The organism is Devosia enhydra (assembly GCF_900119845.1).
In the GTDB taxonomy this organism is placed as follows: domain Bacteria; phylum Pseudomonadota; class Alphaproteobacteria; order Rhizobiales; family Devosiaceae; genus FPKU01.
The window spans coordinates 197,386-222,531 of the sequence record NZ_FPKU01000003.1 but is presented as its reverse complement, the minus strand read 5'-3'; the positions used below and the strand labels follow the sequence as shown (position 1 = coordinate 222,531).

The 25,146-nt window shown below is 65.7% G+C and carries 23 protein-coding genes and 2 tRNA genes; 14 read left to right on the top strand and 11 right to left on the bottom strand.

Annotation, left to right across the window (positions count from 1 at the left end; genetic code table 11):
• Position 1: 1 nt before the first annotated feature.
• Positions 2–988: an FAD binding domain-containing protein gene (locus tag BT183_RS15845; RefSeq protein WP_072345332.1), complete on the bottom strand. Its 987-nt coding sequence runs from the start codon at positions 986–988 to the stop codon at positions 2–4.
• Positions 975–1,661 (bottom strand): 2Fe-2S iron-sulfur cluster-binding protein, encoded by a 687-nt coding sequence (locus tag BT183_RS15840; RefSeq protein WP_425290578.1) that lies wholly within the window; start codon positions 1,659–1,661, stop codon positions 975–977. Before BT183_RS15840 ends, BT183_RS15845 begins: the two co-directional genes overlap by 14 nt.
• A gap of 239 nt (positions 1,662–1,900) precedes the next feature.
• On the opposite strand from BT183_RS15840, the gene osmF reads away from it, so the two are divergent.
• The 11 genes from osmF to BT183_RS15785 all read left to right on the top strand — a co-directional run bounded on the left by osmF (position 1,901) and on the right by BT183_RS15785 (position 14,086).
• Positions 1,901–2,812: a glycine betaine ABC transporter substrate-binding protein OsmF gene (osmF, locus tag BT183_RS15835; RefSeq protein ID WP_072345327.1), complete on the top strand. Its 912-nt coding sequence runs from the start codon at positions 1,901–1,903 to the stop codon at positions 2,810–2,812.
• Between the two features lie 49 nt (positions 2,813–2,861).
• On the top strand, positions 2,862–4,070 hold the full coding sequence (locus tag BT183_RS15830) for an ABC transporter permease (RefSeq protein WP_072345325.1): 1,209 nt from the start codon (positions 2,862–2,864) through the stop codon (positions 4,068–4,070).
• Positions 4,067–5,002 (top strand): ABC transporter ATP-binding protein, encoded by a 936-nt coding sequence (locus BT183_RS15825; RefSeq protein WP_072345323.1) that lies wholly within the window; start codon positions 4,067–4,069, stop codon positions 5,000–5,002. Before BT183_RS15830 ends, BT183_RS15825 begins: the two co-directional genes overlap by 4 nt.
• 14 nt (positions 5,003–5,016) lie before the next feature.
• The gene (locus tag BT183_RS15820) at positions 5,017–5,751 is read left to right on the top strand and encodes an ABC transporter permease (RefSeq protein WP_425290577.1); all 735 of its coding nucleotides are present in this window, start codon (positions 5,017–5,019) and stop codon (positions 5,749–5,751) included.
• A 279-nt stretch (positions 5,752–6,030) separates the two neighbouring features.
• The gene (locus BT183_RS15815) at positions 6,031–6,561 is read left to right on the top strand and encodes a tripartite tricarboxylate transporter TctB family protein (RefSeq protein ID WP_072345319.1); all 531 of its coding nucleotides are present in this window, start codon (positions 6,031–6,033) and stop codon (positions 6,559–6,561) included.
• Between the two features lie 57 nt (positions 6,562–6,618).
• Complete coding sequence (locus tag BT183_RS15810) at positions 6,619–8,151, top strand: tripartite tricarboxylate transporter permease (protein ID WP_072345316.1); 1,533 nt, start codon at positions 6,619–6,621, stop codon at positions 8,149–8,151.
• 13 nt (positions 8,152–8,164) lie between these two features.
• Positions 8,165–9,139 carry a Bug family tripartite tricarboxylate transporter substrate binding protein gene (locus BT183_RS15805; protein WP_072345313.1) on the top strand — a complete coding sequence of 325 codons (975 nt, stop codon included), beginning with the start codon at positions 8,165–8,167 and terminating at the stop codon, positions 9,137–9,139.
• A 111-nt stretch (positions 9,140–9,250) separates the two neighbouring features.
• Positions 9,251–10,150 (top strand): MaoC/PaaZ C-terminal domain-containing protein, encoded by a 900-nt coding sequence (locus BT183_RS15800; protein WP_072345311.1) that lies wholly within the window; start codon positions 9,251–9,253, stop codon positions 10,148–10,150.
• Between the two features lie 15 nt (positions 10,151–10,165).
• Positions 10,166–10,963, top strand: coding sequence for an enoyl-CoA hydratase-related protein (locus BT183_RS15795; protein WP_072345309.1), 798 nt, complete (start codon positions 10,166–10,168; stop codon positions 10,961–10,963).
• Position 10,964: 1 nt separating this feature from the next.
• Positions 10,965–12,176, top strand: coding sequence for a CaiB/BaiF CoA transferase family protein (locus tag BT183_RS15790; RefSeq protein ID WP_072345307.1), 1,212 nt, complete (start codon positions 10,965–10,967; stop codon positions 12,174–12,176).
• Between the two features lie 95 nt (positions 12,177–12,271).
• Positions 12,272–14,086: a tripartite tricarboxylate transporter substrate-binding protein gene (locus BT183_RS15785; RefSeq protein ID WP_072345305.1), complete on the top strand. Its 1,815-nt coding sequence runs from the start codon at positions 12,272–12,274 to the stop codon at positions 14,084–14,086.
• A 33-nt stretch (positions 14,087–14,119) separates the two neighbouring features.
• On the opposite strand, the gene BT183_RS15780 is transcribed toward BT183_RS15785, so the two are convergent.
• The 6 genes from BT183_RS15780 to BT183_RS15755 are packed head-to-tail and all read right to left on the bottom strand — an operon-like array spanning position 14,120 to position 20,329.
• Positions 14,120–14,857, bottom strand: a complete 738-nt coding sequence (locus BT183_RS15780; protein WP_072345303.1) for an alpha/beta fold hydrolase — start codon at positions 14,855–14,857, stop codon at positions 14,120–14,122.
• The gene (locus tag BT183_RS15775) at positions 14,850–15,854 is read right to left on the bottom strand and encodes an ABC transporter ATP-binding protein (protein WP_072345301.1); all 1,005 of its coding nucleotides are present in this window, start codon (positions 15,852–15,854) and stop codon (positions 14,850–14,852) included. The genes BT183_RS15780 and BT183_RS15775 overlap by 8 nt, the downstream gene beginning before the upstream one ends.
• Entirely contained in the window at positions 15,851–16,873 is a 1,023-nt protein-coding gene (locus BT183_RS15770; protein ID WP_244545359.1) for an ABC transporter ATP-binding protein, read from the bottom strand. The genes BT183_RS15775 and BT183_RS15770 overlap by 4 nt, the downstream gene beginning before the upstream one ends.
• Positions 16,870–17,745: an ABC transporter permease gene (locus BT183_RS15765; RefSeq protein WP_072345299.1), complete on the bottom strand. Its 876-nt coding sequence runs from the start codon at positions 17,743–17,745 to the stop codon at positions 16,870–16,872. The genes BT183_RS15770 and BT183_RS15765 overlap by 4 nt, the downstream gene beginning before the upstream one ends.
• 3 nt (positions 17,746–17,748) lie before the next feature.
• The gene (locus BT183_RS15760) at positions 17,749–18,690 is read right to left on the bottom strand and encodes an ABC transporter permease (RefSeq protein ID WP_072345297.1); all 942 of its coding nucleotides are present in this window, start codon (positions 18,688–18,690) and stop codon (positions 17,749–17,751) included.
• Positions 18,691–18,748: 58 nt separating this feature from the next.
• Positions 18,749–20,329 (bottom strand): ABC transporter substrate-binding protein, encoded by a 1,581-nt coding sequence (locus tag BT183_RS15755; RefSeq protein WP_072345295.1) that lies wholly within the window; start codon positions 20,327–20,329, stop codon positions 18,749–18,751.
• A 263-nt stretch (positions 20,330–20,592) separates the two neighbouring features.
• On the opposite strand from BT183_RS15755, the gene BT183_RS15750 reads away from it, so the two are divergent.
• A complete protein-coding gene (locus BT183_RS15750; protein ID WP_072345293.1) occupies positions 20,593–21,594 on the top strand; it encodes a LacI family DNA-binding transcriptional regulator in 1,002 nt (333 codons plus the stop codon).
• A gap of 131 nt (positions 21,595–21,725) precedes the next feature.
• Here the strand turns inward: BT183_RS15750 and BT183_RS15745 are convergent.
• A tRNA-Gln gene (locus BT183_RS15745) sits at positions 21,726–21,800 on the bottom strand.
• Between the two features lie 127 nt (positions 21,801–21,927).
• Between BT183_RS15745 and BT183_RS15740 the strand changes: the two genes are divergently transcribed.
• Positions 21,928–22,004: transfer RNA gene (locus BT183_RS15740), tRNA-Pro, on the top strand.
• 232 nt (positions 22,005–22,236) lie between these two features.
• Here BT183_RS15740 and BT183_RS15735 read toward each other — a convergent pair.
• A complete protein-coding gene (locus BT183_RS15735; RefSeq protein ID WP_143145853.1) occupies positions 22,237–22,596 on the bottom strand; it encodes a hypothetical protein in 360 nt (119 codons plus the stop codon).
• A gap of 175 nt (positions 22,597–22,771) precedes the next feature.
• Here BT183_RS15735 and BT183_RS15730 point away from each other — a divergent pair, with 175 nt between their 5' ends.
• Positions 22,772–23,638, top strand: a complete 867-nt coding sequence (locus tag BT183_RS15730) for a tyrosine-type recombinase/integrase (RefSeq protein WP_072345289.1) — start codon at positions 22,772–22,774, stop codon at positions 23,636–23,638.
• Here the strand turns inward: BT183_RS15730 and BT183_RS15725 are convergent.
• Positions 23,635–24,441: a DNA adenine methylase gene (locus BT183_RS15725; protein WP_072345287.1), complete on the bottom strand. Its 807-nt coding sequence runs from the start codon at positions 24,439–24,441 to the stop codon at positions 23,635–23,637. The genes BT183_RS15730 and BT183_RS15725 overlap by 4 nt on opposite strands.
• Between the last annotated feature and the right edge of the window lie 705 nt (positions 24,442–25,146).

Here is a 25,146-nt window from a genome sequence, read left to right as displayed (position 1 = left end):
GTCAGATCTCCCGAACGCTGGCGTCCGAAAGGACGGAAGCAAGTGTCTTTCTGACGAGAACGCTCTTGAAGTCGTTCTCCCCGTAGCCTTTCGCCTCGGCAAGCAGGCGATCGGCCGCCTTGTTCCAGAGCGCGGAGGAGGGACTCTGCCCGATGAGGACGTCCTCCACCGCACGGTCGCGCCATGGCATCGGCGCAAGCCCGCCAAAGGCCAGCCGCGCCGCCCCGATGGTTGCGCCATCCATCTTAATCACCGCCGCCACCGAAACGAGCGCGAAGGCGTAGGAGGCCCGGTCGCGCACCTTGCGATAGATGTGGCGACCCTTGAGCGGAGCGGGCAGCAGCACCGCGGTGATGAGGTCGCCGGGGTTGAGAACGGTTTCGATATGCGGGGTATCGCCGGGCAGGCGATAGAGCTCTGCGAGCGGCAGGCGGCGGCCCTCGCCACCGGCGCTCATGACCTCCACTTCTGCCGAAAGCGCCATCATCGCCACCGCCATGTCGGAGGGATGGGTGGCGATGCACTGCGCGCTGCCGCCCAGGATGGCGTGGATGCGGTTGCGCCCGCCAATGGCACTGCAGCCGCTGCCGGGCTCGCGCTTGTTGCAGGGCAATGCGGGGTTGTAGAAATAATAGCAGCGGGTCCGCTGTAGCAGATTGCCCGCCGTCGTCGCCTTGTTGCGCAACTGGCCGGAGGCGCCGCTGAGAAGGGCCCGTGACAGTACCCCATGATCGCGCCTGACGCGCAGGTCAGCCGCCAGATCGGCATTGCTGACCAGCGCGCCGATGCGCAGGCCGCCGTCTTCGTTTTCCTCGATGGCATCGAGCGGCAGGCGCGAGATGTCGATGAGGCGCTCAGGCCGCTCGATATCCAGCTTCATGAGATCGAGCAGGTTTGTGCCCCCGGCAATGAAGCGGGCAGCACCCGAGGCGGCGTGGGTGGTGGCATCGGCGACGGAGCCGGCCCGGTGATACTCAAACGGCCTCATCGCGCGCCTCCGCAACTTCGGTGATTGCCGCAACGATATTGGTGTACGCCGAGCAGCGGCAAAGATTGCCGCTCATGCGCTCGGAAATCTCGGCGTCGCTGAGGTCGGGGGCGGCAAGCAGGTCCTCGCTGACATGGCTCGGCCAGCCCGCCCGCATTTCCTCGAGCATGCCGGTGGCCGAGCAGATCTGGCCGGGGGTGCAATAGCCGCACTGGAAGCCATCATGCGCAACGAACGCGGCCTGGAGCGGCGAGAGCGCCTCCGGCGTGCCCAGCCCCTCGATAGTGGTGATGGCATCGCCTTCATGCATCACCGCGAGGGTAAGGCAGGAATTGATGCGCCTACCGTTGACGAGCACGGTGCAGGCGCCGCATTGGCCGTGATCGCAGCCTTTCTTTGTGCCGATGAGGTCGAGATGGTCGCGCAGCGCGTCGAGCACCGAGGTTCGCGGGTCAAGATCGAGCTCATGATCCTTCCCGTTGATCGATAGCGTGATATGCACGGCGCGCCGCCTCCAGCTCTGGTGTTCGCGATGTGAATGCCCGGCGTCCCAAGGCGTTCCCGCGCATGACGACGCATTCGCTGTGCTCTTGCCGGCTCTGGCCACCCGAGCCGACATCGAAATCGCTCGAAACCGGTAGTCCGGGACGGTGCCGTCGACGTTAAGGAGCATAGGGCTGGCAAATGCCTGTCCGGCGGATAGGGTTGCTGACACCTCGTGTCTGTCAAGCCTGCTAATTGCGATAGAGCGGCAGGCAAGGATGGATCGAAGTGGAGCGCTTTGAATTCACCCTTCGCCGGCAGGCGAAAGCGTGTGGGCGGCCGCCTTGGGCTGGCGGAAAGCCCGCTGCGCCACCCCGCAGCCCGACCCGAATGCAAGCGTCAACGACCAGCGTCAATCAGGAGCCATCCATGCGTTTTGTCCCTCATCTCATTGGCGCTTTGGCCGGTGTGTCCCTTCTCGCAACCGCCGCATCGGCTCAGGTGGTGGTCTCCTCCAAGATCGACACCGAGGGCGCGCTGCTTGGCAACATCATCCTGCAGGTGCTTGAGGCCAACGACATCGCGGTGACCGACCGGGTCTCGCTGGGCGCTACCCCGATCGTGCGCGCCGCGATCACGGCGGGCGAGATCGACATCTATCCCGAATACACCTCCAATGTCGGCTTCACCTACAATGTGGCCGATGATCCGGCCTGGAAGGACGCCGACGCGGCCTTTGCGCTGGCCAAGCAGCTCGATTACGACAATGCCAAGATCGTCTGGCTCGAGCCGGCGCCCGCAAACAATACCTGGGCCGTGGCCGTGACCAGCGCCATCGCCCAAGCCAATGACATCGTGACCTTTTCCGATTTCGGCCGCTACGTGGCCGAGGGCGGGGCGGTCAAGCTCGTGGCCTCGGCGGAGTTCGTCAATTCGGCTTCGGCGCTGCCCGCATTCCAGGAGGCCTATGGCTTCACCCTCACCCCCGACCAGCTGATCGTGCTCTCGGGCGGGGATACGGCAGCCACGATCGCGGCGGCCGCCCAGGGCACCGACGGCGCCAATGCCGCGATGGTCTATGGCACCGATGGCGCGATCGCCGCGGCTGGCCTCGTCGTGCTCGAGGACGACAAGGGCGTGCAGCCGGTCTATGAGCCGGCCCCGATCATCCGCGAGGAGGTGCTGCTGGCCAATCCCGAGATCGAGACGCTGCTGGCCCCTGTGTTCCAGGAGCTCGACCTCGTGACGCTCCAGACGCTCAACGGCCGCATCCAGGTGGATGGGGAGGCCGCATCCGAGGTGGCGCGCGACTGGCTGACCGAGAACGGTTTCCTGAGCTGACGGCGGGCGGCAGGAGCCGCCCGGCATGGCCGCTAGAAGCCAAGATGCCATGGCAAGCCCGCCTCGGCGGACCGGCGGCGGGGTGGATTTTTCCGCCCTGCTTTCGCGGTTTGACCGGCTTGGGGTGATCGTCGCGCTTATCGTGGCGGCGGGCAGCCTCGCGCTGCCTTTCGTGACGTTCAAGGCCAATCGCATCGCGCCGGGCCAGCCTCTGGGCATAAGCGAGGCGCTGGCCTTTCCCGAAGGTCCGGTTTTCCAGGCGGTGATCCTTGCGGGTGCTCTCGTCGCCCTCATCCGCCTGCCCAGCAGCCTCCGACTTGCCGCCGGGCTCCTGCTGATCGCAGCGCTGGGGCTGATGCTGGGCGTGGCCGCCACGGGCCTTATGCCAGAGGGCAGTCGCGTGGCGCGTGTCTCGCCGGCCGCCGGCTTCTGGCTCCTCGTCTTCGCCTTTGCGCTGGTGGCGGCCGATGCGTTGGCGCGGATGCAGCTGGGCCCGATGACCCGGCTTGGGCTCCTCGCCCTCGTCGCGCTCGGACTGGGACTGATGCTATGGAGCGGGCTTTGGGACGACGTCTCGATCCTGAGGGAATACGCCAATCGCGGCGCGGCCTTCCGCTCCGAGGCGCAGACCCATTTCGCCCTGGCCTTCGGCTCGCTGGGCGCCGCGACACTGATCGGAGTGCCGCTGGGCATTCTCAGCTATCGCAACCGGGCCCTGCGCACCGGAGTGCTCAACAGTCTCAACGTGGTACAGACAATACCCTCCATCGCCCTTTTCGGCCTCCTGATCGCGCCCTTGTCCTGGGTGGCCGCCAATATTCCTGGTGCCTCGGCGCTCGGGGTCTCGGGCATCGGCTTTGCCCCGGCGATGCTGGCGCTGTTCGGCTATTCGCTGCTGCCCATCGTCGCCAACACGGTGGCCGGGCTCGAAGCGACGCCCGAGCCCGTGCGGCAGGCGGCGCGCGGCATGGGGATGACGCGTCGGCAGATCCTGACCAAGGTAGAGTTGCCCCTGGCCCTGCCGGTGATCATTGCCGGCATTCGCATCGTGCTCGTCCAGAACATCGGGCTTGCGACCATCGCCGCGCTGATCGGGGGCGGCGGGTTCGGGGTCTTCGTGTTCCAGGGCATCGGGCAGACGGCGATGGACCTGGTGCTTCTTGGCGCGGTGCCGACCGTGGCCCTCGCCATGGCTGCAGCAATCGTGCTCGATGCGGTGGTGGACTTGGCAAGCCCCGGACAGGCGAGGCCCCGATGATCGAAATTGATGCCCTGACAAGGGTTTATGGCACGACCGCAGTTGTCGATAACGTGTCCTTGACCGTGCCGCGTGGGGAAATCTGCGTGGTGGTCGGCACCTCCGGCTCGGGCAAGACGACGCTCCTGCGCATGATCAACCGGCTGGTCGAGCCCAGCAGCGGCAGCGTGCGCATCGGGGGAGAGGATACCCGCGGGTTCGTCGCCTATCAGCTTCGTCGTCGCATCGGCTATGTCATCCAGGGCAACGGGCTTTTTCCGCACCACACCGTGGGCCAGAACATTGCGACGGTGCCCAGCCTCCTCAACTGGGACAAGGCCCGGATCCGGGCACGGGTGGATGAGTTGCTGACCCTTTTCCAGCTCGATCCGGAGGACTATCGCGACCGCATGCCACGGCAATTGTCCGGCGGCCAGCAGCAGCGCATCGGCGTGGCCCGGGCACTGGCGGCCGAACCCGAAATTCTGCTGATGGATGAGCCCTTTGGCGCACTTGATCCCGTCATCCGCAGCAAGGCGCAGGCCGACCTCCTCGCCATCCAGCGCCGCTTCGGAACCACCATCATGCTGGTGACCCACGACATGACCGAGGCCATGGCACTGGGCACTCGCATCGCGGTGATGGATGCCGGCAAGCTCCTGCAATATGCCCCACCCGCCGAGATCATCTCGCGCCCGGCGACAGTCTTCGTCGACGCCCTGATCGGCAGTGGCGACCGGCCGTTCCGGATGCTGGCGCTGCAGAAGGTGCGCGACCATGTCGAGCCCGGCGCGGCGGCGGGCCTGCCCATCGACGAGGAGGCAAGCCTCCGGGAGGCGTATGCAGAGTGTCTCTGGTCGGGGCGGGATGCCGTGCCGGTGGTGCGCGATGGGGCGCTGGTCGGCCGGATCACGCTGGCCCGGCTGACGGCCCTGGCGGCGCGCCCGCAATGACGGCGGGGGCGGTGATGCGCACTGTCCTGCTGTTGGTGCTGGTGGCATTTCTCGTTACGCCACAAAGCTTTGCGCCGGTGTTCGAGCCCCTGACGCGATACGGCGCACCGGCGATCTATGCCCAGGGCAGCCTCGTCGACATCACCTTGAGCCATCTCGGGATCACGCTTGTGGCGACCCTGGCGGCAACGCTGGTGGCGGTGGGCCTTGCCATCGTCGTGACGCGGCCGTTCGGGGCGGAATTTTTGCCGCTCAGCCGCAGTATTTCTCATATCGGCCAGACGTTTCCGCCGGTTGCGGTGCTGGCGATGGCGGTGCCGGTGCTGGGGTTCGGGACCGAGCCGACCCTTGTTGCATTATTTCTCTATGGCCTTCTGCCCATTTTCGAAAATGCCATCGCCGGGCTTTCGGGCGTTTCGCGCGAGGTGCGGGAGGCGGCGCGCGGCATGGGGATGACAGGCTGGCAGCGGCTGGCGCGGGTGGAACTGCCACTGGCCCTGCCGGTGATGCTGACCGGCATCAGGGTGTCGGCGGTGATCGCGCTCTCCACCGCCACGATCGGATCCACTGTTGCCGCCAAGACCTTAGGTGAAGTTATCATCGCGGGGCTGACGACCAACAACACCGCTTTCGTGCTGCAGGGCGGGCTGATCGTGGGGGCCCTGGCCATCCTGATCAATGACGGATTGATGGCCCTCGAACGCCTCCTGCGCCGCCGCAACGGATTGGCTGACACCACCGCACGGTAATCAAATACCGCACGCAAGCCCGTGAAATTCTGTCGGAAAACCGTGCACTCACGTGCCATGACGATGAAATCATGCGCCATGCACCTGTTGATGAGAGCAAAACCGCGTTGCCGCTCGGCTTCCGGGTCGTAGCCCCCAAAATGAACGACGAAAACGCTCTTCACTTGGGGGACGCAGCGAGCCCCCTCAACGTGCGTCCGGGCTGATCCTCCACCGCCAGGCGTGCTGTTGCTTACCCCGGCAATCGCGATCGGGGATCGGTGCGTTAAGGTCGCAACCATGAGCACACTGCACAGCAGCCAGGCACCGGCCGGACGAAGACCCACCAATCCCCTGACGCGCTTCGGGGCGAAGCGGCTCGCGGCGGCCGTGCTCGCTATTGTGTGCGCGGCGTTCGTCCTCGAGGCCTCGTCCTATCCCTATATGGACTGGCTCGGGCCGGGCAGCGGATTTTTCCCCATGTGGGTGGGTTCGCTCTGTCTGCTTGCGGCGCTCGGCATGCTGATCTTCGGCAGCTCACCTGCGGGAAACCCTCCACTCCCGACGGATGGTGAAGCGGACCTCGCCGAAGACCGGACCCTGGCCCGCATGCGGATCGGCGGCACCATCGTCATCCTCGTGCTGACCGGCTTCGCTCTCCAGCCGATTGGCTTCAACATCGCGGCGGCCGCGATGATCACGGCGCTGCTGCTGCTTTACGGCACGCGACCGGTGATCGCCGTTCTCGCCGGGCTGGTGGGGGCGCCCGCGGTCTTCTTCCTCTTTGCTGCCCTGCATGTCCGCCTGCCGGTGGGCCCGTTGGGCTTTTAGGCCGCATCGGCACTTAGACCCGCACCAGGACGGGGCCTATAAGATCCGGGGAGAGACATGGACAGCACTTTTGGGCTCTGGGTACAGGGCATATCTGCGGCGCTCGAGCCCTCCAACCTGCTCTTTGCCTTTGTCGGCTGCATCATCGGGACGCTGGTGGGCGTGCTGCCCGGACTGGGTCCGGCGGCGGCGATGGCGATCCTCATCCCGTTCACCTACGATCTGGGCCCGGTGCCGGCCATCGTCATGCTCTCGGCGATCTATTTCGGCACCCAGTATGGCGGCACGATCACCTCGGTTCTGGTCAACGTGCCGGGGGAATCGACCTCCGTCGTCACCTGCCTCGACGGTCACCCGATGGCCAAGTCCGGCCGGGCCGGCGCCGCCCTCGGGATCGCGGCGATCGGCTCGCTGTTCGCAGGCCTGGTCGGGACTTTCCTCTTGATGGTGCTGGCGCTGCCGCTGTCGTCGCTGGCACTGCGCTTCGGCCCCGTCGAGATGTTCGCCCTCCTGGTGGTCGGCCTCAGTCTCGTGATGAGCTTCCGGGGCGGGTCGCTGCTGGCGGCGTTTGCGATGACCATGATCGGGCTCATGCTCGGGCTGGTTGGCCTCGACCCGGTGCAAGGCGCGCCGCGCTTCACGTTCGGCAATCACAATCTCTTCGATGGCGTGCAACTGGTGCCCGTCATCATGGGCCTTTTCGGCATCAGCGAATTGCTGGCAAGCTTGGAGGAGCGCTCGCCCCAGCCGATCACCCGCAAGATCACGTCTTTGCTGCCCTTCAAGGAGGAGCGCAAGGACGCGGCGCTCGCAATCACGCGGGGCACGGGGGTGGGTTTTGCACTGGGCATCATCCCCGGCATGGCGGGTATCGTGCCGACCTTCATGGCCTATGCGCTCGAAAAGCGCGTGTCCAAGCACCCCGAACGCTTTGGTCATGGTGCGATCGAGGGCGTCGCGAGCGCCGAGGCGTCCAACAATGCGCATGCCCAGGCCTCGATGGTGCCGCTGCTGACGCTCGGCATTCCCGGCACCGCCACCCTGGCGGTGATGATGGGCGCCTTCATGATCAATGGCATCACGCCGGGACCCTTCCTGTTCGTCGATCACCCCGAAATCGTCTGGACCGTGATCGGCAGCTTCATCGTCGGCAATGTCGTGCTGTTCATTCTCAATTTTCCACTCGTGCATGTGTGGGTGCAGATCCTGCGCATCCCCTCGCGCTACCTGCATGTCGCGATCCTGATCTTCTGCCTGCTGGGCGCCTTCACGCTGCGCAACAACACCTTCGACGTGATGGTGATGATTGCGTTCGGGGTGCTGGGCTACATCTTCAAGAAGCTCGACTGGCCCACCGTGCCCCTGGTCATCGCCATCATTCTGGGCCCGCTTCTCGAGCGCGCCCTGCGCCAGTCGCTCGAGCTTTCGGACGGCGATGCGTCCGTCTTCGTGACGACACCGGTCTCGGCGGGCCTGCTCGGGCTGGCCTTTCTGGTGGTCGCTGTTTCGGTGCTGTCCGGGCTGCGGCCCGTCAAGCGCCTCTCGTCCCGCTTTTCCAACCCCGCCGGCAAGGCGGACCAAAAACCCTGAGGGAGGAATTTCTATGCAGGCCCTGAAGACCTTACGCCTCATCGCGCCGCTGGCGGTCTCGCTGGCTGCCATGGCACTGGCGATTGTACCTGCCAGCGCACAGGCCGAGTATCCCAACCAGTCGATCCGCCTGATCGTGCCGTTTTCGGCCGGCGGCGGCACCGATCTGGGCGCCCGGCTCGTTGCCGAAGACCTCGAGCGCACGCTCGGCGTGTCGGTGGTGGTGGAGAACCTGCCGGGCGCCGGTTCGCAGCTCGGGCTTACCGAACTGGCCAATGCGCCGGCCGATGGCTACACCATCGGGGCCGTCAACCAGCCCGCGTTCGACACGATCATCCTCGTGCCGGAGCGGCAGGCGGCGTTCGATATCGACTCCTTTGACTATCTCATCAACCACGTTGCCGAGCCCCTCATCATCGCGGTGCTGCCCGAGAGCCCGTATCAGGACCTCGGACAGCTCGTCGCCGACGTTGCCGCCCGGCCGGGTGAACTGCGCGTTGCCACCTCGGGCCTGCTGACCCCCGAGCATCTGGCTCAGTTGCAGCTCGAGCGCGTCGCCGACAGCCGCCTGCGCATCGCCCATTTCAACGGCGCATCGGAAAGCATGACGCAGTTCCGGGGCGGGCGCACCGACATTGCCTTCACCACCAGTTCGTTCCTCGAAGGGCTCCGCCCGCTGGCCATTCTCTCGCCCGAACGGTCGCCGGCTCTGCCCGACATTCCGACGGCCGTCGAGCAGGGATATCCCGATCTGGTGATGGTCTCGACCCGCGGCTTTGCCGTGCCCGACGGGGTTCCGGCGCCCGTGCTCGAAAAGCTGCGCGCAGCCTTCGCCGAGGTCGCAAGCAGCCCAGAGCACCAGGCCCGGGCCGCCGCGAGCAATCTCAGCGTCGAAGTGATCGCAGGCGAGGACTACGACGCCTATGTGCGGGCCAACCATGAAGCGGCGCGTCCGCTGGTGGAACTGGCACAGCGCCCGCGCAACTGATCTCCATCGGGGCGGGGCAGGGTGCCCCGTCCCTCAATTCCGAACGAAGCCAAGGCCGCCGGGTCCGGGTCCGCAGAGACGCGGCCGCACACCCGGTGAGAAAGCAGGACGATGACAGCGCTCAAGGAACGCCGCTGGGAAATCATGGAAGTGGGCGAGACGTTCGGGCCCGTGATGGTCGATGTCGACAACGCCCTCCTTCGTGGGTTTGCCTATTCGGTGGATGACTTTTCACCCGGCCATCTGCTGCCCGGACCCGATGGCGTGCATCGCGCCCATCCCGTTCTGCTCTGCCGGGAGGCCCGGGACGTCATCGCGACGCATTACGACATCGCCAGCGGTGGGGCCGGCATGCATGTCAAGCACGAGTGCTTCTTTCATGGCTGCCCGGTCGTCGGATCGACCTATGTGATCACGGGACGGCACACGGAAAAATTCATCAAGCGCGACAAGCAGTACATCGTCCTCGAAGCGGATGTCAGCGACCGTGACGGTCGCCTGCTGATGCGGCAACGGTCGACCCATATCAGGGCGCTGAAGCCGGGGGTCGCAAAGTCCGTCGCTCCGGCCGACGCCGCTCCGCCACCCCGCGAAGGCCCGGTCGCGGCCCATGCGGACGAGGCTGTCGAGGGCGCCTTGCTCAAGCCGCTCGAGAAAAGACTGACGCAGGAACACCTGACGGTCTTTGCGGGTACGAGCTGGAACAACATTCACAATGACCCGGCGATCGCCCGGCAGGCAGGGCTGGCGGGCACGATCGCCTCGGGCCTGCAGACCCTGGCGGCGGTCTCCGAGCTCATGGGCGTCTATTTCGGTGCCGGCTGGACCGACCACGGCCACATCGCCGTCGCCTTCACCGCCCCGTTGCTCGTCGACCAGCCCTTTGCGGCCGGCGCCCGCATCCTATCGCGCACCGACACACGCGTCACCGCAGAGGTCTGGGCCGAGACCCCGGCCGGGCTGTGCGTCCTCGCCGGCCAGGCGAGCGCGGCGCATTCCATTCGTTCCTGACCGAAAGCAATCCTCATGCTCTCAGATTTCAAGACCATCACTTTCGAGCGCCGCGACCATATCGCCATCGTCACCCTCAATCGCCCCGAGGCGCGCAACGCCTATGACGACACCATGCAGGGCGAACTCAGCACCGCGTGGCGGGAAATCCGCGGCAATGACGACATCTGGTGCGCCGTGGTCACCGCGGCGGGCAAGGATGCGTTCTGCGCCGGCCGCGACGTCAAGGAGTTGAGCGCCTTCCAGCAGCAGGGCAAGCTGGTGCCCCGCTACGATCCGCGCCATCCCAGCTATGGCGATTTCGGCGCGCACCTGCACAAGTTCGGCATCAACAAGCCCATCGTGGGGGCCATCAACGGCTTTGCCGTCGGGGGCGGGCTCGGCCTGCTGCTCAGCTGCGATCTGCGCATCATGAGCGAAACGGCATGGATCGGCGATCTTCACGTCAATATCGGGCAGATCGGCGGGGCCGGCCGGATCCTGCGGCAATTGCCCTATGCGGTGGCTGCCGAGCTCATCCTGTCGGGCCAGCGCATCGGGGCCGAACGGGCGCGCGAGGTGGGTCTCGTCAACAGGGTGGTGGCGCCCGATGAGGTACTGCCCGAGGCCCTGCGCTGGGCCGAACAGCTCTGCCGCATGTCGCCCCTGGCGGTGCAGCGCAGCAAGGAAATCATGCAGACCCTGATGGCCCTGCCTACGGGCAGCACCGCGCTCGAGGAATATTATATGGCCCAGATGCGCCTGACCGAGGATGGGCGCGAGGGCCCGATGGCGTTCCGGGAAAAGCGGGCGCCGCGCTGGACGGGGAAGTGACATGACAGAGACCCGACCGCTCGAGGGCATCCGCGTGCTCGACCTGAGCCACGTGCTCGCCGGGCCCTACATGACCCTTTTCCTCGCGCAGAACGGCGCCGAGGTCATCAAGATCGAGAACCCGGCCGGTGGCGATATGGCGCGGCGCCTTGTCGCGCGATCGACCGACGGGCGCGACATCGATCACGTGGCTGCCTATCTCAATCGCGGCAAGAAGGGGCTTGCGCTCAACCTGCGCTCCGACGAGGGCAAGGCGATCTTTCGCGACCTCGTCGCCAAGAGCGACATCGTGGTCGAGAACTTCACGCCCGCAACGCTCAAGCGCCTCGGCTTTGGCTATGAGGAGCTCAAGGCCATCAATCCGGCCATCATCTACACCTCGCTCAGCGGCTTTGGCCATGACGACATCTATCCCAGCCCGATGATGCATCGGCCGGCCTTCAACCTGATCGCCCAGGCGATGGGCGGCATCATGGATATCACCGGAGAGGCCGATGGCCCGCCCATCCCGACGGGTGTGGCGCTCGGCGATCTGGTGGCCGGCATATTCGCTTTGTCGGGCACGCTGCTCGCCTTGCAGCATCGGGCAAGGACCGGCGTCGGCCAGCATGTCGACATCTCGATGTATGACTGTCTCGCCAGCTTCTCGCAGCGCGCCGTGCTGCGCACCTACCTGACCGGCGAGGTGCCGACCCGCGGGCGCGACAGTCGCGAGAACCCGCTCGGCAGCTTCAAGGTCAAGGATGGCTACGTGGTGATGACGTTGATGGGCGCGCCGATGTGGCAGCGCTTCTGCGCCATGATCGACCGGCAGGACCTGCTCGATCACCCCGACCTCAACCCCGATGCCGCGCGCGGCGCGCGGTTCGACACGGTGTTGAGGCCGATGCTGGAAGAGTGGGCCGAGGACAAGACGCGCGACGAGGTCGTCGCCCTCTTTTCCGCCGCCGACCTGCCGGCCGCCCCGGTGCAGGATGCGGCCGACCTGCTCGCCTGCGAGCAGTTACGCGCCCGCCGCATGATCGAGGACGTCGATGATCCCGTTCGCGGGCCGATGGTCTATACCGGCAATCCGATAAAACTCTCCAACATGCGCGAGAAGGTGCCCTCGCCAGCGCCCGCCCTCGGCCAGGACACGGCGTCGGTGCTGGAGGGGCTTCTCGGGCTCTCCCCCGATCGTATCGCCGCATTACGGCAGTCGGGCACACTCTGAGGGCGCGGGAGGGGAGGCTCGCCTGGAGGCTTTCGACCTATTGCGAGTTTCGGGGCGCGGTCGTCGGCGGTAGAGGGGGCTCGGGAGGACAGCCAATGGACAGGCCGCGATCGGATACCAGCGAGAGGCATGCGCGCCAGGGCGCAGGGCAGAAGGACGACTTCCCCTATCTGCTGCTCGGTCAGCATATCCGCAACTTCCGGTTGCAATTGCGTCAGGACTATCTGAACCGGCCGTGGTCGCAGGAAGACCTGGCGGTCGCCATCGGCACCGACAAGGGCCATATCAACCGCATCGAATGCGGCCGGCAATTGCCGACGCTGGATACGCTCACCCGCATCTGCGACGCGCTCGACCTCAACTGGCCGGGGCGTCGACGGCTCATCGGCCTTGCCGGCTTCCTGCAGGACCTGCCCGGTCCCCGGCAGGATGATCTCCAGGCCATCGAATCCACCGTTCTCAAGGTGCTGGGGCGGGCCGGACATCCGGCATGCCTCATCGACCAGGAAGACAGGATCTGGGACGCCAATACCGCGTTCGCGGTGGTGTTTCTGGGCTATGAGAGCCGCGACGCCGCGCTCGAGGACATCGCCGGAAAATTCCTGCTCGAACTCATGTGCGAAAGCCACGCGGCCCACGCCTATCTGCGCCGAAGCGTGAGCAATTTCGACCAGATGGCCATGCGGCTGATCGCACTGCTGCGGATTCGCCTCCAGAAAGCCCCTGCCAGCCCGCAATGGCAGGCCTTGCTCAACGACGTGCTGGCCGACGCGCGTCTCTGCTCGCTGTGGCTCAAGGCCAGCGCCCAGCTCAGCCGCAACGACCTGCCGGAATTCCTCGATCACCAGACCATTGAGGTCGGTCGCTCGCCGATCGGGCCCTATTCGGCAGATATTTGGCATGCGAGCCTCTGGGCCGATGAGCGGTTCCGGGTGCTGCACATCGTGCCGCATGGCGATGACGCGAAGCGCCGCTTCGCTGCGCATGGGCAACGGAAAGCGCCCTCGGGAAACCCCAAGCCCTCCTGCCCGCCGCATCCCGGTGAAGGCATCGCCGATCGCTATCCGCATCGCCCGATCCGGCTGCACGTGCCCTGGGCGAGCGGCGGGATCACCGATGTGGGTGCCCGCATTCTGGCGCCGCTGCTTCAGGAACAGCTCGGCCAGCCGGTCAGCGTGATCAATTGCGATGTGCTGCCAACGCCTGCGACGCTCGACCGCCTCTCAAACCTGCCCGCGGATGGCTACGAGCTCGTCTTCGTCAACGAAGCCGTGCTGGCGGACGAGGCGGCAGGGGTGCCCGAATGGCTGATGCGCGCGGCGAGGAACCCCGACATGTCGCGGTTTGACCCGCTGGCCTGCCACGCGATCGACCCTTTCGTTCTGTTCGTGCGGGCGGAGTGTCGCTACGGCTCGATGCGCGACCTCGTGCGCGACGCGGCGCTGAACCCCGGCGGCATCGTCGTGGGCACATCCGGACGCGGGACGCCGGCCCATCTCGGCGCGATGATCATCGAGGCCGCCGCGCGCGTGCGGTTCCAGTATCGCCACTACAGCGGCAGCCTGGAGCATATCGCGCGGTTCCTCTCCGGAGAAACCGACATTGCCTGCCTGGGATCCGGCATCAGCCTGCCGGCGGTGCGGGCCGGTGAGCTCCGCGCCCTTCTCAGCCTCACCCGGCAGAGATTTTCATTGATGCCGGATGTTCCGACCCTTGCCGAGACCGGCCATGCCGGCCCGGCTCTCGCCTCCATTCGGCACATCTGCCTGCCGCACGGGCTTGCGGAGCCGACAAGAGGCCCGCTCGAGCAGGCCATGAAATCCGTCTTCAAGGACATCCGCCACACCCAGGCCATGCGGCAGACCGGGCTGGAGCCCGGAACGATTTCGCGGCAATTCGCGCTGCCATAAGCGGAAAAGCCATCGCCCGTCGGCGGCGTGGCCTCACCCGAGCCGGCCCAGCGTCTGCAATCCGTATTCCACCGCGCCAGAGCACCAGTCGCTCAGCAGTCTGTTGGTCAGCTCGGGGTACTCCAAGGGCGCGCAGTGGCCGCAGTTTTCGATGATGATGAGACGCGAGCCGACAATGGCCTCGTGGATTTCGCGGGCGCATTCGGGCGGGGTGACGGTATCGCGGTCGCCGACCAGAACCAGTGTCGGGCAATCGACCAGTTTCAGCAGGGACCGTGAATCGGGGCGATTGATGATCGCCTTTTGCTGGCCGCGATAGGCGTCGACCCCGAGCTCCACCGCGGCGTCGCGCAGCCCTGCGCGGATGTCGGGATCGACGGCGTCGAAATCCACGCAGGCCTGGGTCATGGTCCGACGATTGGAGGCGGCCATGCCGTCGCGCTCGGCCAGCGCGAGGATCTCCATGCGGCGGGCGGTGCTCGCGGGGTCTTCGGGCCGGGCAGAGGTGGAGATGAGCGTGAGGCTCAGGAGGCGCCCGGTGAGCCGGGGCAGCAATTGCATGGCGACATAGCCGCCCATGGACCAGGCGACGAGATGGAAGCGCTCGGGTAGCTGCTCGTGCACGCGCGCGCACATGGCGGGGATGGTGTCGCACTGCTGATGGCGCTGGGGGACGATGACCTGTCGCGTCGGCTCGAAATGGCGGATCTGGTTGACCCAGGAGCGATGATCGGCCTGCAGCCCGGGCAGGAGAACGAGTGGCTCAGGCATGATCGACCTCGGGGTAAGTTTGCGGCGCAGGCAGGGTTTCGGCGTGATGACAGGCAATGCTGCGCCCCATGACGGGACGCAGCGTCGGAACCTGCTGGGCACAAAGGCTGGTGGCGTGGGCGCAGCGGGTGCGGAAATGGCAGCCCGAGGGCGGGTTGAGTGGGCTCGGCATCTCCCCTGCCGGAGCGCTGCGCCGCCCGCGTCGTGCAGGGCTGGGCGTGGGCACGGCACCCAGCAGGGTGCGCGTGTAGGGATGGCCGGGGCTGGCAAAGAGCGTTTCGGTGGCGCCCAGCTCGACGATGCGCCCCAGATACATGACGGCGACGCGGTCCGCGACATGGGCGATCACCGACATGTCGTGCGAGACGAAGATGAGGGTGAGCCTCATTTCGGCCTGAAGGCGGATGATGAGGTTGAGGATCTGCGCCTGAATGGAAACATCGAGCGCCGAGACCGCCTCGTCGGCGACGATGAGGCGGGGATTGAGCGCGATGGCGCGGGCAATGCCGACGCGCTGGCACTGGCCGCCGGAGAGTTCATGCGGGAAGCGGTCGAGCAGATGGGCGCCCAGCCCGACCTGGCGTGCCAGCTCGTCGACGCGCGCCGCGATGTCGGCCGTCGTGCCGGTGCGGTAATTGCGCAAAGCCTCGGCAATGATGGCGCGCGCCCTCATGCGGGGATTGAGCGAGGCATAGGGGTCCTGGAAGACCATCTGGAAATTGCGGCGCGCCGCCTTGAGGTCGGCCTTGCCCAACCCGGCAAGGTCGACGTCGTCAAGCGTGATCGCGCCGCGGCTCGGGGTTTCGAGCTGCATGATCAGCCGGGCAAGCGAGGATTTTCCGCAGCCGCTTTCGCCCACGAGGCCGAGTGTTTCGCCCTGATGGACATCGAGCGAGACGGCGTCGACGGCGCGCAGGACAGGGCGCGGCCTGAACGGGCTGCGGCGGGCAAGGTGGTAATCCTTGCCGACATTGCGCAGGGACAAAAAGGCGCTCATGCCCAGCTCCTCACGATGTCATTATCGGCCATGGCGCCAAAGACGGCCTCGTGGCGGATGCAGGCCGAGCGATGCCCGGCCTCGATCTGCCGGGGCGGGGGCAGGGCGGCTGTGCATGGGCCGGCCGCAAACGCGCAGCGGGGCGCGTAGACGCAGCCTTCGACCAGCTTGTCGAGCCTGGGCACGGTGCCCCCGATTTCGGCCAATAGGCCGCGTCGCTGCGCCCCATGGCCGGGCAGGGAGCGCAGGAGACCGGCAGTATAGCCATGCGAGGGGCGGGCGAAGACGCGTTCGACCGGACCTTCCTCGACGATGCGGCCGGCATACATGACCATCATGCGGTCGGCACTGGCAGCGACCACGCCGAGATCGTGGGTGATGAGCAGGACGCTCATGCCCAGCTCGGTCTTGAGCTCGCCGATCAGCTCGAGGATCTGCGCCTGCACGGTGACGTCGAGGGCGGTCGTGGGCTCGTCGGCGATGAGCAGTTCGGGGTCGCAGGCGAGCGCGATGGCGATCATGACGCGCTGCCTTTGACCGCCCGACAATTCGTGCGGATAGGCGAGAAGGCGGTTGGCGGCGTCGGGGATGCGGACCCGTTCGAGCATCTGCCGGGCGCGGGCCCAGGCGTCCTTCTTGCTCACATGCTTGTGCCGACGGACGGCCTCGGCGATCTGCATGCCGATGGTGTGGACGGGATTGAGCGAGGTCATGGGGTCCTGAAACACCATGCCGATGCGATTGCCGCGAATGGTCTGCATCTGCCGCTCGGAGAGGCCGATGAGATTTGTGCCATCGAGCCTTATGCTGCCCGACGTGACCCTGGCGCTGTTTTTGGGCAACAGCCCCATGATGGCCATGGCGGTGACGCTCTTGCCGCAGCCGGATTCCCCGACAAGGCTCAGTGTTTCGCCGCGGGCAAGGCTGAACGAGACCTTGTCCAGCGCATGCACGCACTGGCCGGAAGTGCGGAATTCGAGGCTGAGCATGTCGACCGAAAGTACCGGGTTCGATGTCACAGTCCGGACCTCCGGGCCTTGCGGGGATCGAGCGCATCGCTCAGCCGGTCGCCCAGAATGTTGACGGCCAGAACCAGCAACGACAGGAGCACTCCGGGGTAGAGCATCAGAACCGGATGGATGCGGAACTGCTGGCGCGCATCGGCCATCATGCCGCCCCAGCTGGGCACTTCGGGCGAAAGGCCGACGCCCAGAAAGCTCAAGACAGCCGAGGCGATGATGGCCGAGGCGCAGGCATAGGTGGCCTGCACCAGGACCGGCCCGAGCGTATTGGGCAGAATGTGGCGCCAGACGAGCGCAAGGCCCGATGTGCCGATCGAAATGGCAGCGGTGACATGAAGCTGCTGTCGCACGCCGAGAACCACCGAGCGCACGAGCCGCACCATGCGAGGGATCTCGGGAATGGTGATGGCAATGATGACCGTGAGGAGGCCGGCATTCATCAGCGACGCAAAGGCAATGGCCAGCAGCACGGCGGGAATGGCCATCAGGGCGTCGGCCAGGCGCATGACGATGGCCCCGCCAATCGTGCTGAGGCCGGCATAGATGCCGATTGCTACGCCCAGGACGGTGACCAGAATGGCAACGGAGAACCCGACCAGCATCGATACGCGGGTGCCATAGATGGCGCGGGCAAAGACATCGCGCCCCAGATGGTCGCGGCCCCAGATGGCGCTGTCGCTGGGTGGCCTCAGGCGCTGGGCCGGATCGATCTTGAGCGGATCACCGGCCAGAAGCGGCGCGAACAGGGCGATCAGCAGGAAGATGACCAGCACGCCGGCGCAGAAAACCGTTGCCGGATTGCTGCGGGCATAGCCGAGCCAGCGCGAGAGGGTGGAAGGGGTGGTGCGCGTCGTGCCGGTGAAGCTCATGGCTCAGCCCTTCACGCGCGGGTCGAAGAGGGCATAGCTCATGTCGACCAGGATGTTGATGGCGATGAGCAGGGTGGCAAAGAAGAGGATGACGCCCTGCACGATGGGATAATCGCGGCGGGTGATGGCATCGACGGTGAGCCGCCCGATGCCGGGAATGTTGAAGACGGACTCGGTGACGACGACGCCGCCGACAAGCGTGGTGAGGCCGATGCCGATGACGGTGACGACCGGCACGCCGGCATTCTTGAGCGCATGGACGATGAGGATGCGCGGCACCGGCAGGCCCTTGGCACGGGCGGTGCGGATGTGATTTTCGTTGAGCACCTCGAGCATGGCGGCGCGGGTGACGCGGGCGATCAGCGCGGCAAAGACCAGCGCCAGCGCAATGGCGGGCAGGGTGACGCTGCGCAGGGTTTCGAACACGCCATCGGCGAGCGGGCTGTAGCCCTGGACGGGAAACCATTTGAGCGTGACCGAGAACACATAGGCCAGAAGATAGCCGATGACGAAGACCGGCACCGAAAAGCCGAGCACGGCAAAGCCCATGATGAGGCGATCGATGAGGGTGTTGGCCTTCCAGGCCGCGATGACGCCGAGCGGTACGGCGATGAGCACCGTGATCACCAGCGTCACCGCCGCCAGCACGAAGGTGGGCTCGATGCGCTGTGCGATCAGCCGCGTGACCGGCTGGCCGGAATAGATCGAGACCCCCAGATCGAGCTGGAGCGCATTGCCGGCCCAGATGGCGAAACGGGTGTGAAGGGGCTCGTCGAGATGCAGGCGCTCACGGATCTGCTCGACCTGCGCGGGCGTGGCGTTGTCGCCGGCGAGCAGAAGGGCGGGATCCCCCGGGGTGAGGTTGACGAGAGAAAAGATGAAGACCGCGACCAGCAGCAGAATGGGAATGGCCGAGACGATACGGCCCACAAGATAGGCAAACACGAGCGACCTCCCCTCGAAACACCCGCCCGGGCGGACCCGGGCGGGGCGACACAGCAGACTACTGCTTGCGCTTCACATTCCAGAAGAAAGGCACCGGGCTTTCGATGAAGCCTTCGAGATTGGAGGCGACGCCCTGGGCGAGGGCCGCCTGGCCGAGCGGCACGAAGGGCACGAGATCATAGGCGACCGACTGCATCGTCTCGGCAAGCGCCTTCTGTTCGGCAGGGTCGGAGGTTTCGGCAAAGCGGGCGCGCAGGTCGCGCAGTTCGGCCGAATCCGCCCAGCCGAACCAGCCATCGAGCCCGGCGCCCGCGACATAGACATTGGTCATCGGGTTGGACTGGTCGACATAGCCCCAGCCGGTGAAAAACAGGTTCCAGCCGCCATTGGCCACCGGCTCCCTGCTGGCGCGCCGGGTGGAGACGGAGGCCCAGTCGGTCATCTGCTCGTCGACGACGAAGCCGGCCTCTTCGAGCATCGGCTTCAGCACCGAATAGGCATGGTCGTGAAAGGGAATGTCGGTGACGTGGGGCAGCAGCACCGGCGTGCCCTCATAACCGGCCTCGGCCAGCAGGGCCTTGGCCTTTTCGACATCGCGGGTGAGGATACGGTCGGTGTTGACCGTGCTTTCAAACGGCGAGCCGCAAAAGAAGATGGCGGCGCAGATCTGGTAGAGCTGGGTCTGATCCCCGAAGATCGCCTGCATGAACGGGGTCGGCTCGAGCGCCCATTGCAGGGCCTCGCGCACCTTTGGGTTATCGAAGGGCGGGTTGAGGTGATTCACCACCAGCTGGAGGCTGTTGCCGCCCTGCGGGTTGGCGAAGATATAGGCCGTGTCCGAGCCTTCGAACAGCGGGATCATGTCCGCCGCGACATCCTCGATCCAATCGATTTCGCCATTGAGCAGGGCATCCACGGCCTGCGATGAATCCGGGATGTAGCGGATTTCGATCCGGTCGAAATTGGCGATTTTGCCACCGGCGGCCATGCTGGCCGGCTCGGAGCGGGGCACATACTCCTCGAACTTTTCATAGACGGCGACGCTGCCGGGCACCCATTCCTCGGCGATCATGCGGAAGGGGCCCGAGCCGATGGCTTCGGTGACCGGCACGGTCGGCTCGTTGGCGGCAAGGCGTGCCGGCATGATGAAGGGCACGTTGGACGAAATCTTGCCAAGCGCCGGCAGCACCTGACCCCAGGGCTCCTTCATCTGGAGAACGAGCGTCCTGTCATCCGTGGCCGTCAAGGATTCGGCCTTTGAAAACAGGATCTTGCCCAGCCCGTCGACCTTGCCCCAGCGCTGGAGTGAAGCCACGGCATCGGCGGCGGTGACCGGTGCCCCATCATGGAATGTAAGGCCCTCGCGCAGGGTGATGGTGTAGGTGAGATTGTCATCGGACAGCGTCACGCCCTCAGCCATCTGCGGCTGCACCTGGAAATCGGCATCGAGCGAAAACAGCGTGTCGTAGATGAGGTAGGCGCTGTTGCGGATGGTGAAATTTGTGGTGGCGATCGGATCGACCGAGTTGATGTCGCCATTCATGCGAAGGCGCAGAACGTCCTGGGCTGCGGCGCTGAACGTGCAGCCGAGCATGAGGGAGGCGGCAAGAGCCGCCGAGGCTAGTGATTTCAGTGTCATAAGCTTCCTCCCAACCGCCCCCTGGCGGCACAAAACGTTACGCGTCTTGCCGAATTTACCTGCGTTGCGGCCACGAAGAACGCTGATTTTTAACGCGTAACGTTTCGTGTTTACCGTGGATTTTTGGTCGCGGCAAGCCCTTCTTGCCAGGCCTTCGACCTGCATTCGGCGCCAAAGATAGGCGGAAAGGGCTTGGCCAAAGCCGCTTGCGACGTTGACGAAACGTTTTGTGTGAGGTTGAAACGGTCAGTCTGGAGCGCACCATGTCGACCATTCGTGACGTCGCACGCATCGCCAGGGTGTCGATCACCACGGTTTCGGCCACGCTGAACGGCACGGCACCGGTGAGCGAGGAATTGCGCGCCCGCGTCTGGGCGGCCGTCGAGGAGGCCGGCTATCACCCCGATCCGGTGGCGCGCAACCTGCGCAAGGGGGTGTCGAACACCATCGGGCTCATCGTCCCCGATATCGCCACGCCATGGGCCGCGCATCTGGCCAAGGCCATGCAGTCAGCCCTGTCGAACCGGGGCTATAACATGCTGTTTGCCAGCAATGAGGATGATCCGGAGCGCGAATTCCGCGAGATCGAGCTGTTTTCCGCCCATCGGGTGGCAGGGTTGATCATTGCTCCCACGAGCCACGGCCAGGACTATCCGGCGCGGCTGGCCTCGACGATCCGCACCCCCGCCGTGCTGGTCGACCGCGTGATTCCCGGCAGCCGGTTCGATGCGGTGGTCGATGACAATTATCTTGGCGCGCAGTTGGTGACGCGGCATCTGCTGACGCTGGGCCATCGCGACATCGCCTTTCTCGCGGGCCGGCCCGGCATATCGCCCTCCGACGAACGGCTGAGCGGCTTCTGCCAGACCATGGCAGAGGCGGGGTTTGTGGTGCGGGAGGACATTATCCGCCGCTCCTGCCATCGTTTCGAGCACGCGTTCACCGCCGTTCAGCAGCTGATGAACATGGGCAACCCGCCCACGGCGATCGCCTGCATCAACATCGCGCAATTGCTCGGCACCATGGCCGGCCTCAAGAATATCGGGCTCAAGGTGCCCAGTGATGTGTCCGTCATCAGCTTCGATGGCTTCCACCCCGCCGAGGGTTGGGCGCCGAGCATCACATCGCTGCATCAGGATATCGCAACCATCAGCGCCAATGCCTCGGAACTGCTTCTGGCCCGCATCACTGGCGATGGCGCCCCGCCGCAAACCTTGCGTGTTGCGCCGCGACTGCACATCCGCGAGTCGTGCAGGGCGATCTAGCCGGCGCGTCGCCATCGCGGCTGCGGGTCATCGAGGTTGAATGGCTCTGGCCCGAGCTGAGGGGCATCTCGCCCAAAAGGCTCGAAGCGCCTGGAGGAGAAACCTCATCCTTCGGACAGCCTAAGAGGCACTGGCTGGGGCGCTAGGATTCGAACCTAGGAATGGCGGTACCAAAAACCGCTGCCTTACCACTTGGCGACGCCCCAACGGGGCCGTCTAGTACCGGTTTTGAGGAGCGTGCGCAACTGACCTCAAAGCTGCGATCTGCGCTTGAACCGCATCGCGAGCGCGGCTATATAGCCGGCACCGACGTGCCACGGCGCGCCGACCTGACGGAGTATAGCGCAGCCTGGTAGCGCACCTGCTTCGGGAGCAGGGGGTCGAGTGTTCGAATCACTCTACTCCGACCAACACAACCCGGCGCCTCGCGGCGTCGGGTTTTTTCTTGCCGACAGGGTTACCGACACAGTTGGTCCCCCGACAGCGTCACCGACGCGGCTTGCCCATCGTGTCAGCCGCCGCGCGGATGCCCGGCGCACGGTGACTGAAGGCGATATTGCGACATGCGCTGGTCGCTTTCTGTAGCGCGCCAAATCGGTTGGCATAAAACGTCAGAACGGTTGGCAGCAGTTTAATACCCGTTCAATAGGTGCTCCCAAAGGCTTCAACCTCGTCCGGCGTTGGCTCGTGGGGAATGATCAGGTCGACCCGCGCCGCCCATACGACCGCGACATCCAGCTCCTGCTCCCCGGTGCCGGTCAGCAGGTCCCAAGCGCCTCCCTTCCTGCCCTTCCGCATCACCCGACACAGCACGCGGTGATCGGCCGTCTTGAGCACGCAGAGCTGCTCGACCAGCGCATCGGTGGGAGGACTCTCGGTGTGCTCATAGACCAGCAGCCACCCGTCGCGCAGCAAGCCCATGCGGTGGCCTCTGAGGAACAGGGCGGCCGTGGCAGGGGTCTGACGAGGGAAGGTCACATGCAGGATCGGCTTCATGGTCACCTGATCGCTCCATCGCTTGGTGAGCTGGGCCAGCTCCGGCCGATGGCCACTCTCAGCAGGGGATAGATGGGCTGGAGCTGGTTGCCCTGCCGGCAGGGCCCTTTAGGCTGACGAGCGCACCGAGGTGTTCCACCACCCCGGCGCGCTCTGACCACACCGAACGGAGAGGTTCGCCATGGCTGCCGCTGTTTCAGCACTATTCCCGCACGCCCGCAATGCCGCCCCCACCTTCGCGCTGGCCGCGAAGAGCTACCTCGATCATGGAGGCGAGGAGCGCTACATCCCGCCCATCATTGGCCACTTCGGCAGCGACCGGCTCCTGACCGAGATCGCTCCCTTCGACATCAAGCAGATGGCCATGGTGCTCTACCCCGACCATTGCGCGGCCACACGGAACCGCCAGGCGCTGACGCCGGCTCGGTCGGTGATGCTGCACGGCTACGAGCGCGGCTGGTGCCCGCTCATCCGCCTGACCCGCTTCAAACAGGAGCCCCCCAAGCGGAAGAGCCCAGCGTCGGCCGCCTGGCTTCACCTGTTCACCCGTCAATGCGACCTGGACGGACTGCCTCACGTAGCGGCCCTCGTGCTGTTCATGGCCCAGACGGCCGCCCGCGTCTCGGAGGCTGTACGGCTCGAATGGAAGGACGTTGACCTGGTCGGCCGACGTGCCCTGCTGCTGCGCACCAAGACCGATCGCAACTCCGTGCGCCACCTGACCGACGAGCTGTGTGGCCGGCTCCGCGTCCTCGCTGCCGATCGGGGGCCAGGGGACCGGGTGTTCAGGTATGCCTCCCGGTACTCGGTCAACGAGCGCCTCGAGGCCGTCTGCCAGCGCGCCGGCATCTCGTACAAGCCCTCGCACTCTTGCGGCAGGCACTCCTTTGCCACCAACGCGATGGCCATGGGTGCCGACGTGAAGACGGCGATGGAGGCTGGTGGCTGGAAGTCGTCCGCCGTGTTCATCGAGACCTATGTCCATTCGCCCAACGCCGGCAGGCTAGTGGCCGACCGCTTCAATGCCCTTGATTTCGGTGGTCTCTAGGCTGGCCTGATGATCAGCTCGCGCGCCGGCGAGCCTTTCCCGCCACTGACCGAATAGAGCAGCTCGGCTTCGGTGAGCTCGAAGCGGCCGAACAGGTCGCGGATCTCAGGCACGTCGTTGATCGAGAGGATGAAGCTGCCCTTCAGCGCGGCCAGGCGCTCGGCCATCCGGGCGAACTGGTCGCGCCCGAAGAGCGCCTTGCCGTAGTCACCCTCGCTGCCCCAGTACGGAGGGTCGAGGTAGAACAGGGCATCCGGCCGGTCGTAGCGATCGAGGAAGGTTTGCCAGGGGAGGTTTTCGATCACCACCCCGGCCAGGCGCTCGTGGATGTCCTCGAGCACCGGCCCGAGGCGGTTGAGGTTGAAGCGCGCCGGCCCGCCGATGTTGACCCCGAAGGTCCGGCCGGCGACTTTGCCGCCGAAGGACAGGCGCTGGAGGTAGATGAAGCGGGCCGCCCGCTCGAGGTCGGTGAGGGTCGTCGGATCGGTCGCCTTGAGCCGCTCGAACTCCCGCCGGCTAGTGACCTGGAACTTCAGCATGTCCATGAACCGCGGATAGTGCCGCTGCAGGATGCGGAAGAGGTTCGCCACGTCGCCCGACCAGTCGTTGATGACCTCGCTCCTGGGCTGACGATCGCGCTTGAAGAACACCCCGCCCATGCCGACGAAGGCCTCGGCATATGTGGTGTGCGGGGTAGCGTTGATGAGGTCTACGAGGCGCTTTGAAAGGCGCTTCTTGCCCCCGATATAGGCGGCCGGCGGATGGGTTGGGTCGATCGGCCGGGGATAGTCGTCAAATACCATTATGGGTTCCAGTGGGACTCGTTCCACGTTGAGCCGCCCTCGCGCGAGGAGCGGCGGGTGGAGCACTGGCAGTGGTGCTTTGGGGGCTATGGTTGGCGCCTGTCCCCCAGTTGCGGCGTTCATCCGCCGCGGCCGCCCGTCATCCCTGCCGAGCGGCCGATACTGATTGCGTCCAGCATTCGCCACGAATCGCGCCGACGCCTTGCGGCCATGCGACCGACCCGAACCATTGCCAAGCTCATCGCCGACGAGATGTCGTTGACCGTCCACTGCAACGCCTGCCGGCACTAGGCCGCTATCGACCTTGAGGTGCTCGCGGCCAGACTGGGGCCAGAGCATGGGTCGATGGCCTGGGACCTGGCGCCGCACATGGTCTGTTCCCAGTGCGGCGGCAAGAGCGTGAGCTTCACGTTCAACAGCCTGGGCGTGCCGACGGCGCGCCGGCCTTGAAGGTATAAGGTACCCCCGACCTCACAGGGGCTGTTCGAGGTGAAAGCTGAGCGCAATTCTCAATGGAACGTTGAGCTTCGCGTCCGTGTTCTCGGCCTGCCTGCATAGCTCTCACAGGCTGGCGGCGCCGGTTAGTAAAGCCCCCGCCCTACGCACCGGCGCCGCTATTCTCCTAGCGAATGCGTACCCCCCAACCGATGCGAGGGCGAGGGGTGTGGACTCTATCTAAACGGCGTGCGTGACTGGCCCCCGGCA

Excerpts from the sequence above, each read along its gene's own strand:
- BT183_RS15845 (WP_072345332.1), bottom strand. The coding sequence starts at position 988 with ATGAGGCCGTTTGAGTATCACCGGGCCGGCTCCGTCGCCGATGCCACC.
- BT183_RS15840 (WP_425290578.1), bottom strand. The coding sequence starts at position 1,661 with ATGCTCCTTAACGTCGACGGCACCGTCCCGGACTACCGGTTTCGAGCG.
- osmF (WP_072345327.1), top strand. The coding sequence starts at position 1,901 with ATGCGTTTTGTCCCTCATCTCATTGGCGCTTTGGCCGGTGTGTCCCTT.
- BT183_RS15830 (WP_072345325.1), top strand. The coding sequence starts at position 2,862 with ATGGCAAGCCCGCCTCGGCGGACCGGCGGCGGGGTGGATTTTTCCGCC.
- BT183_RS15825 (WP_072345323.1), top strand. The coding sequence starts at position 4,067 with ATGATCGAAATTGATGCCCTGACAAGGGTTTATGGCACGACCGCAGTT.
- BT183_RS15820 (WP_425290577.1), top strand. The coding sequence starts at position 5,017 with ATGCGCACTGTCCTGCTGTTGGTGCTGGTGGCATTTCTCGTTACGCCA.
- BT183_RS15815 (WP_072345319.1), top strand. The coding sequence starts at position 6,031 with ATGAGCACACTGCACAGCAGCCAGGCACCGGCCGGACGAAGACCCACC.
- BT183_RS15810 (WP_072345316.1), top strand. The coding sequence starts at position 6,619 with ATGGACAGCACTTTTGGGCTCTGGGTACAGGGCATATCTGCGGCGCTC.
- BT183_RS15805 (WP_072345313.1), top strand. The coding sequence starts at position 8,165 with ATGCAGGCCCTGAAGACCTTACGCCTCATCGCGCCGCTGGCGGTCTCG.
- BT183_RS15800 (WP_072345311.1), top strand. The coding sequence starts at position 9,251 with ATGACAGCGCTCAAGGAACGCCGCTGGGAAATCATGGAAGTGGGCGAG.
- BT183_RS15795 (WP_072345309.1), top strand. The coding sequence starts at position 10,166 with ATGCTCTCAGATTTCAAGACCATCACTTTCGAGCGCCGCGACCATATC.
- BT183_RS15790 (WP_072345307.1), top strand. The coding sequence starts at position 10,965 with ATGACAGAGACCCGACCGCTCGAGGGCATCCGCGTGCTCGACCTGAGC.
- BT183_RS15785 (WP_072345305.1), top strand. The coding sequence starts at position 12,272 with ATGGACAGGCCGCGATCGGATACCAGCGAGAGGCATGCGCGCCAGGGC.
- BT183_RS15780 (WP_072345303.1), bottom strand. The coding sequence starts at position 14,857 with ATGCCTGAGCCACTCGTTCTCCTGCCCGGGCTGCAGGCCGATCATCGC.
- BT183_RS15775 (WP_072345301.1), bottom strand. The coding sequence starts at position 15,854 with ATGAGCGCCTTTTTGTCCCTGCGCAATGTCGGCAAGGATTACCACCTT.
- BT183_RS15765 (WP_072345299.1), bottom strand. The coding sequence starts at position 17,745 with ATGAGCTTCACCGGCACGACGCGCACCACCCCTTCCACCCTCTCGCGC.
- BT183_RS15755 (WP_072345295.1), bottom strand. The coding sequence starts at position 20,329 with ATGACACTGAAATCACTAGCCTCGGCGGCTCTTGCCGCCTCCCTCATG.
- BT183_RS15750 (WP_072345293.1), top strand. The coding sequence starts at position 20,593 with ATGTCGACCATTCGTGACGTCGCACGCATCGCCAGGGTGTCGATCACC.
- BT183_RS15730 (WP_072345289.1), top strand. The coding sequence starts at position 22,772 with ATGGCTGCCGCTGTTTCAGCACTATTCCCGCACGCCCGCAATGCCGCC.
- BT183_RS15725 (WP_072345287.1), bottom strand. The coding sequence starts at position 24,441 with ATGGTATTTGACGACTATCCCCGGCCGATCGACCCAACCCATCCGCCG.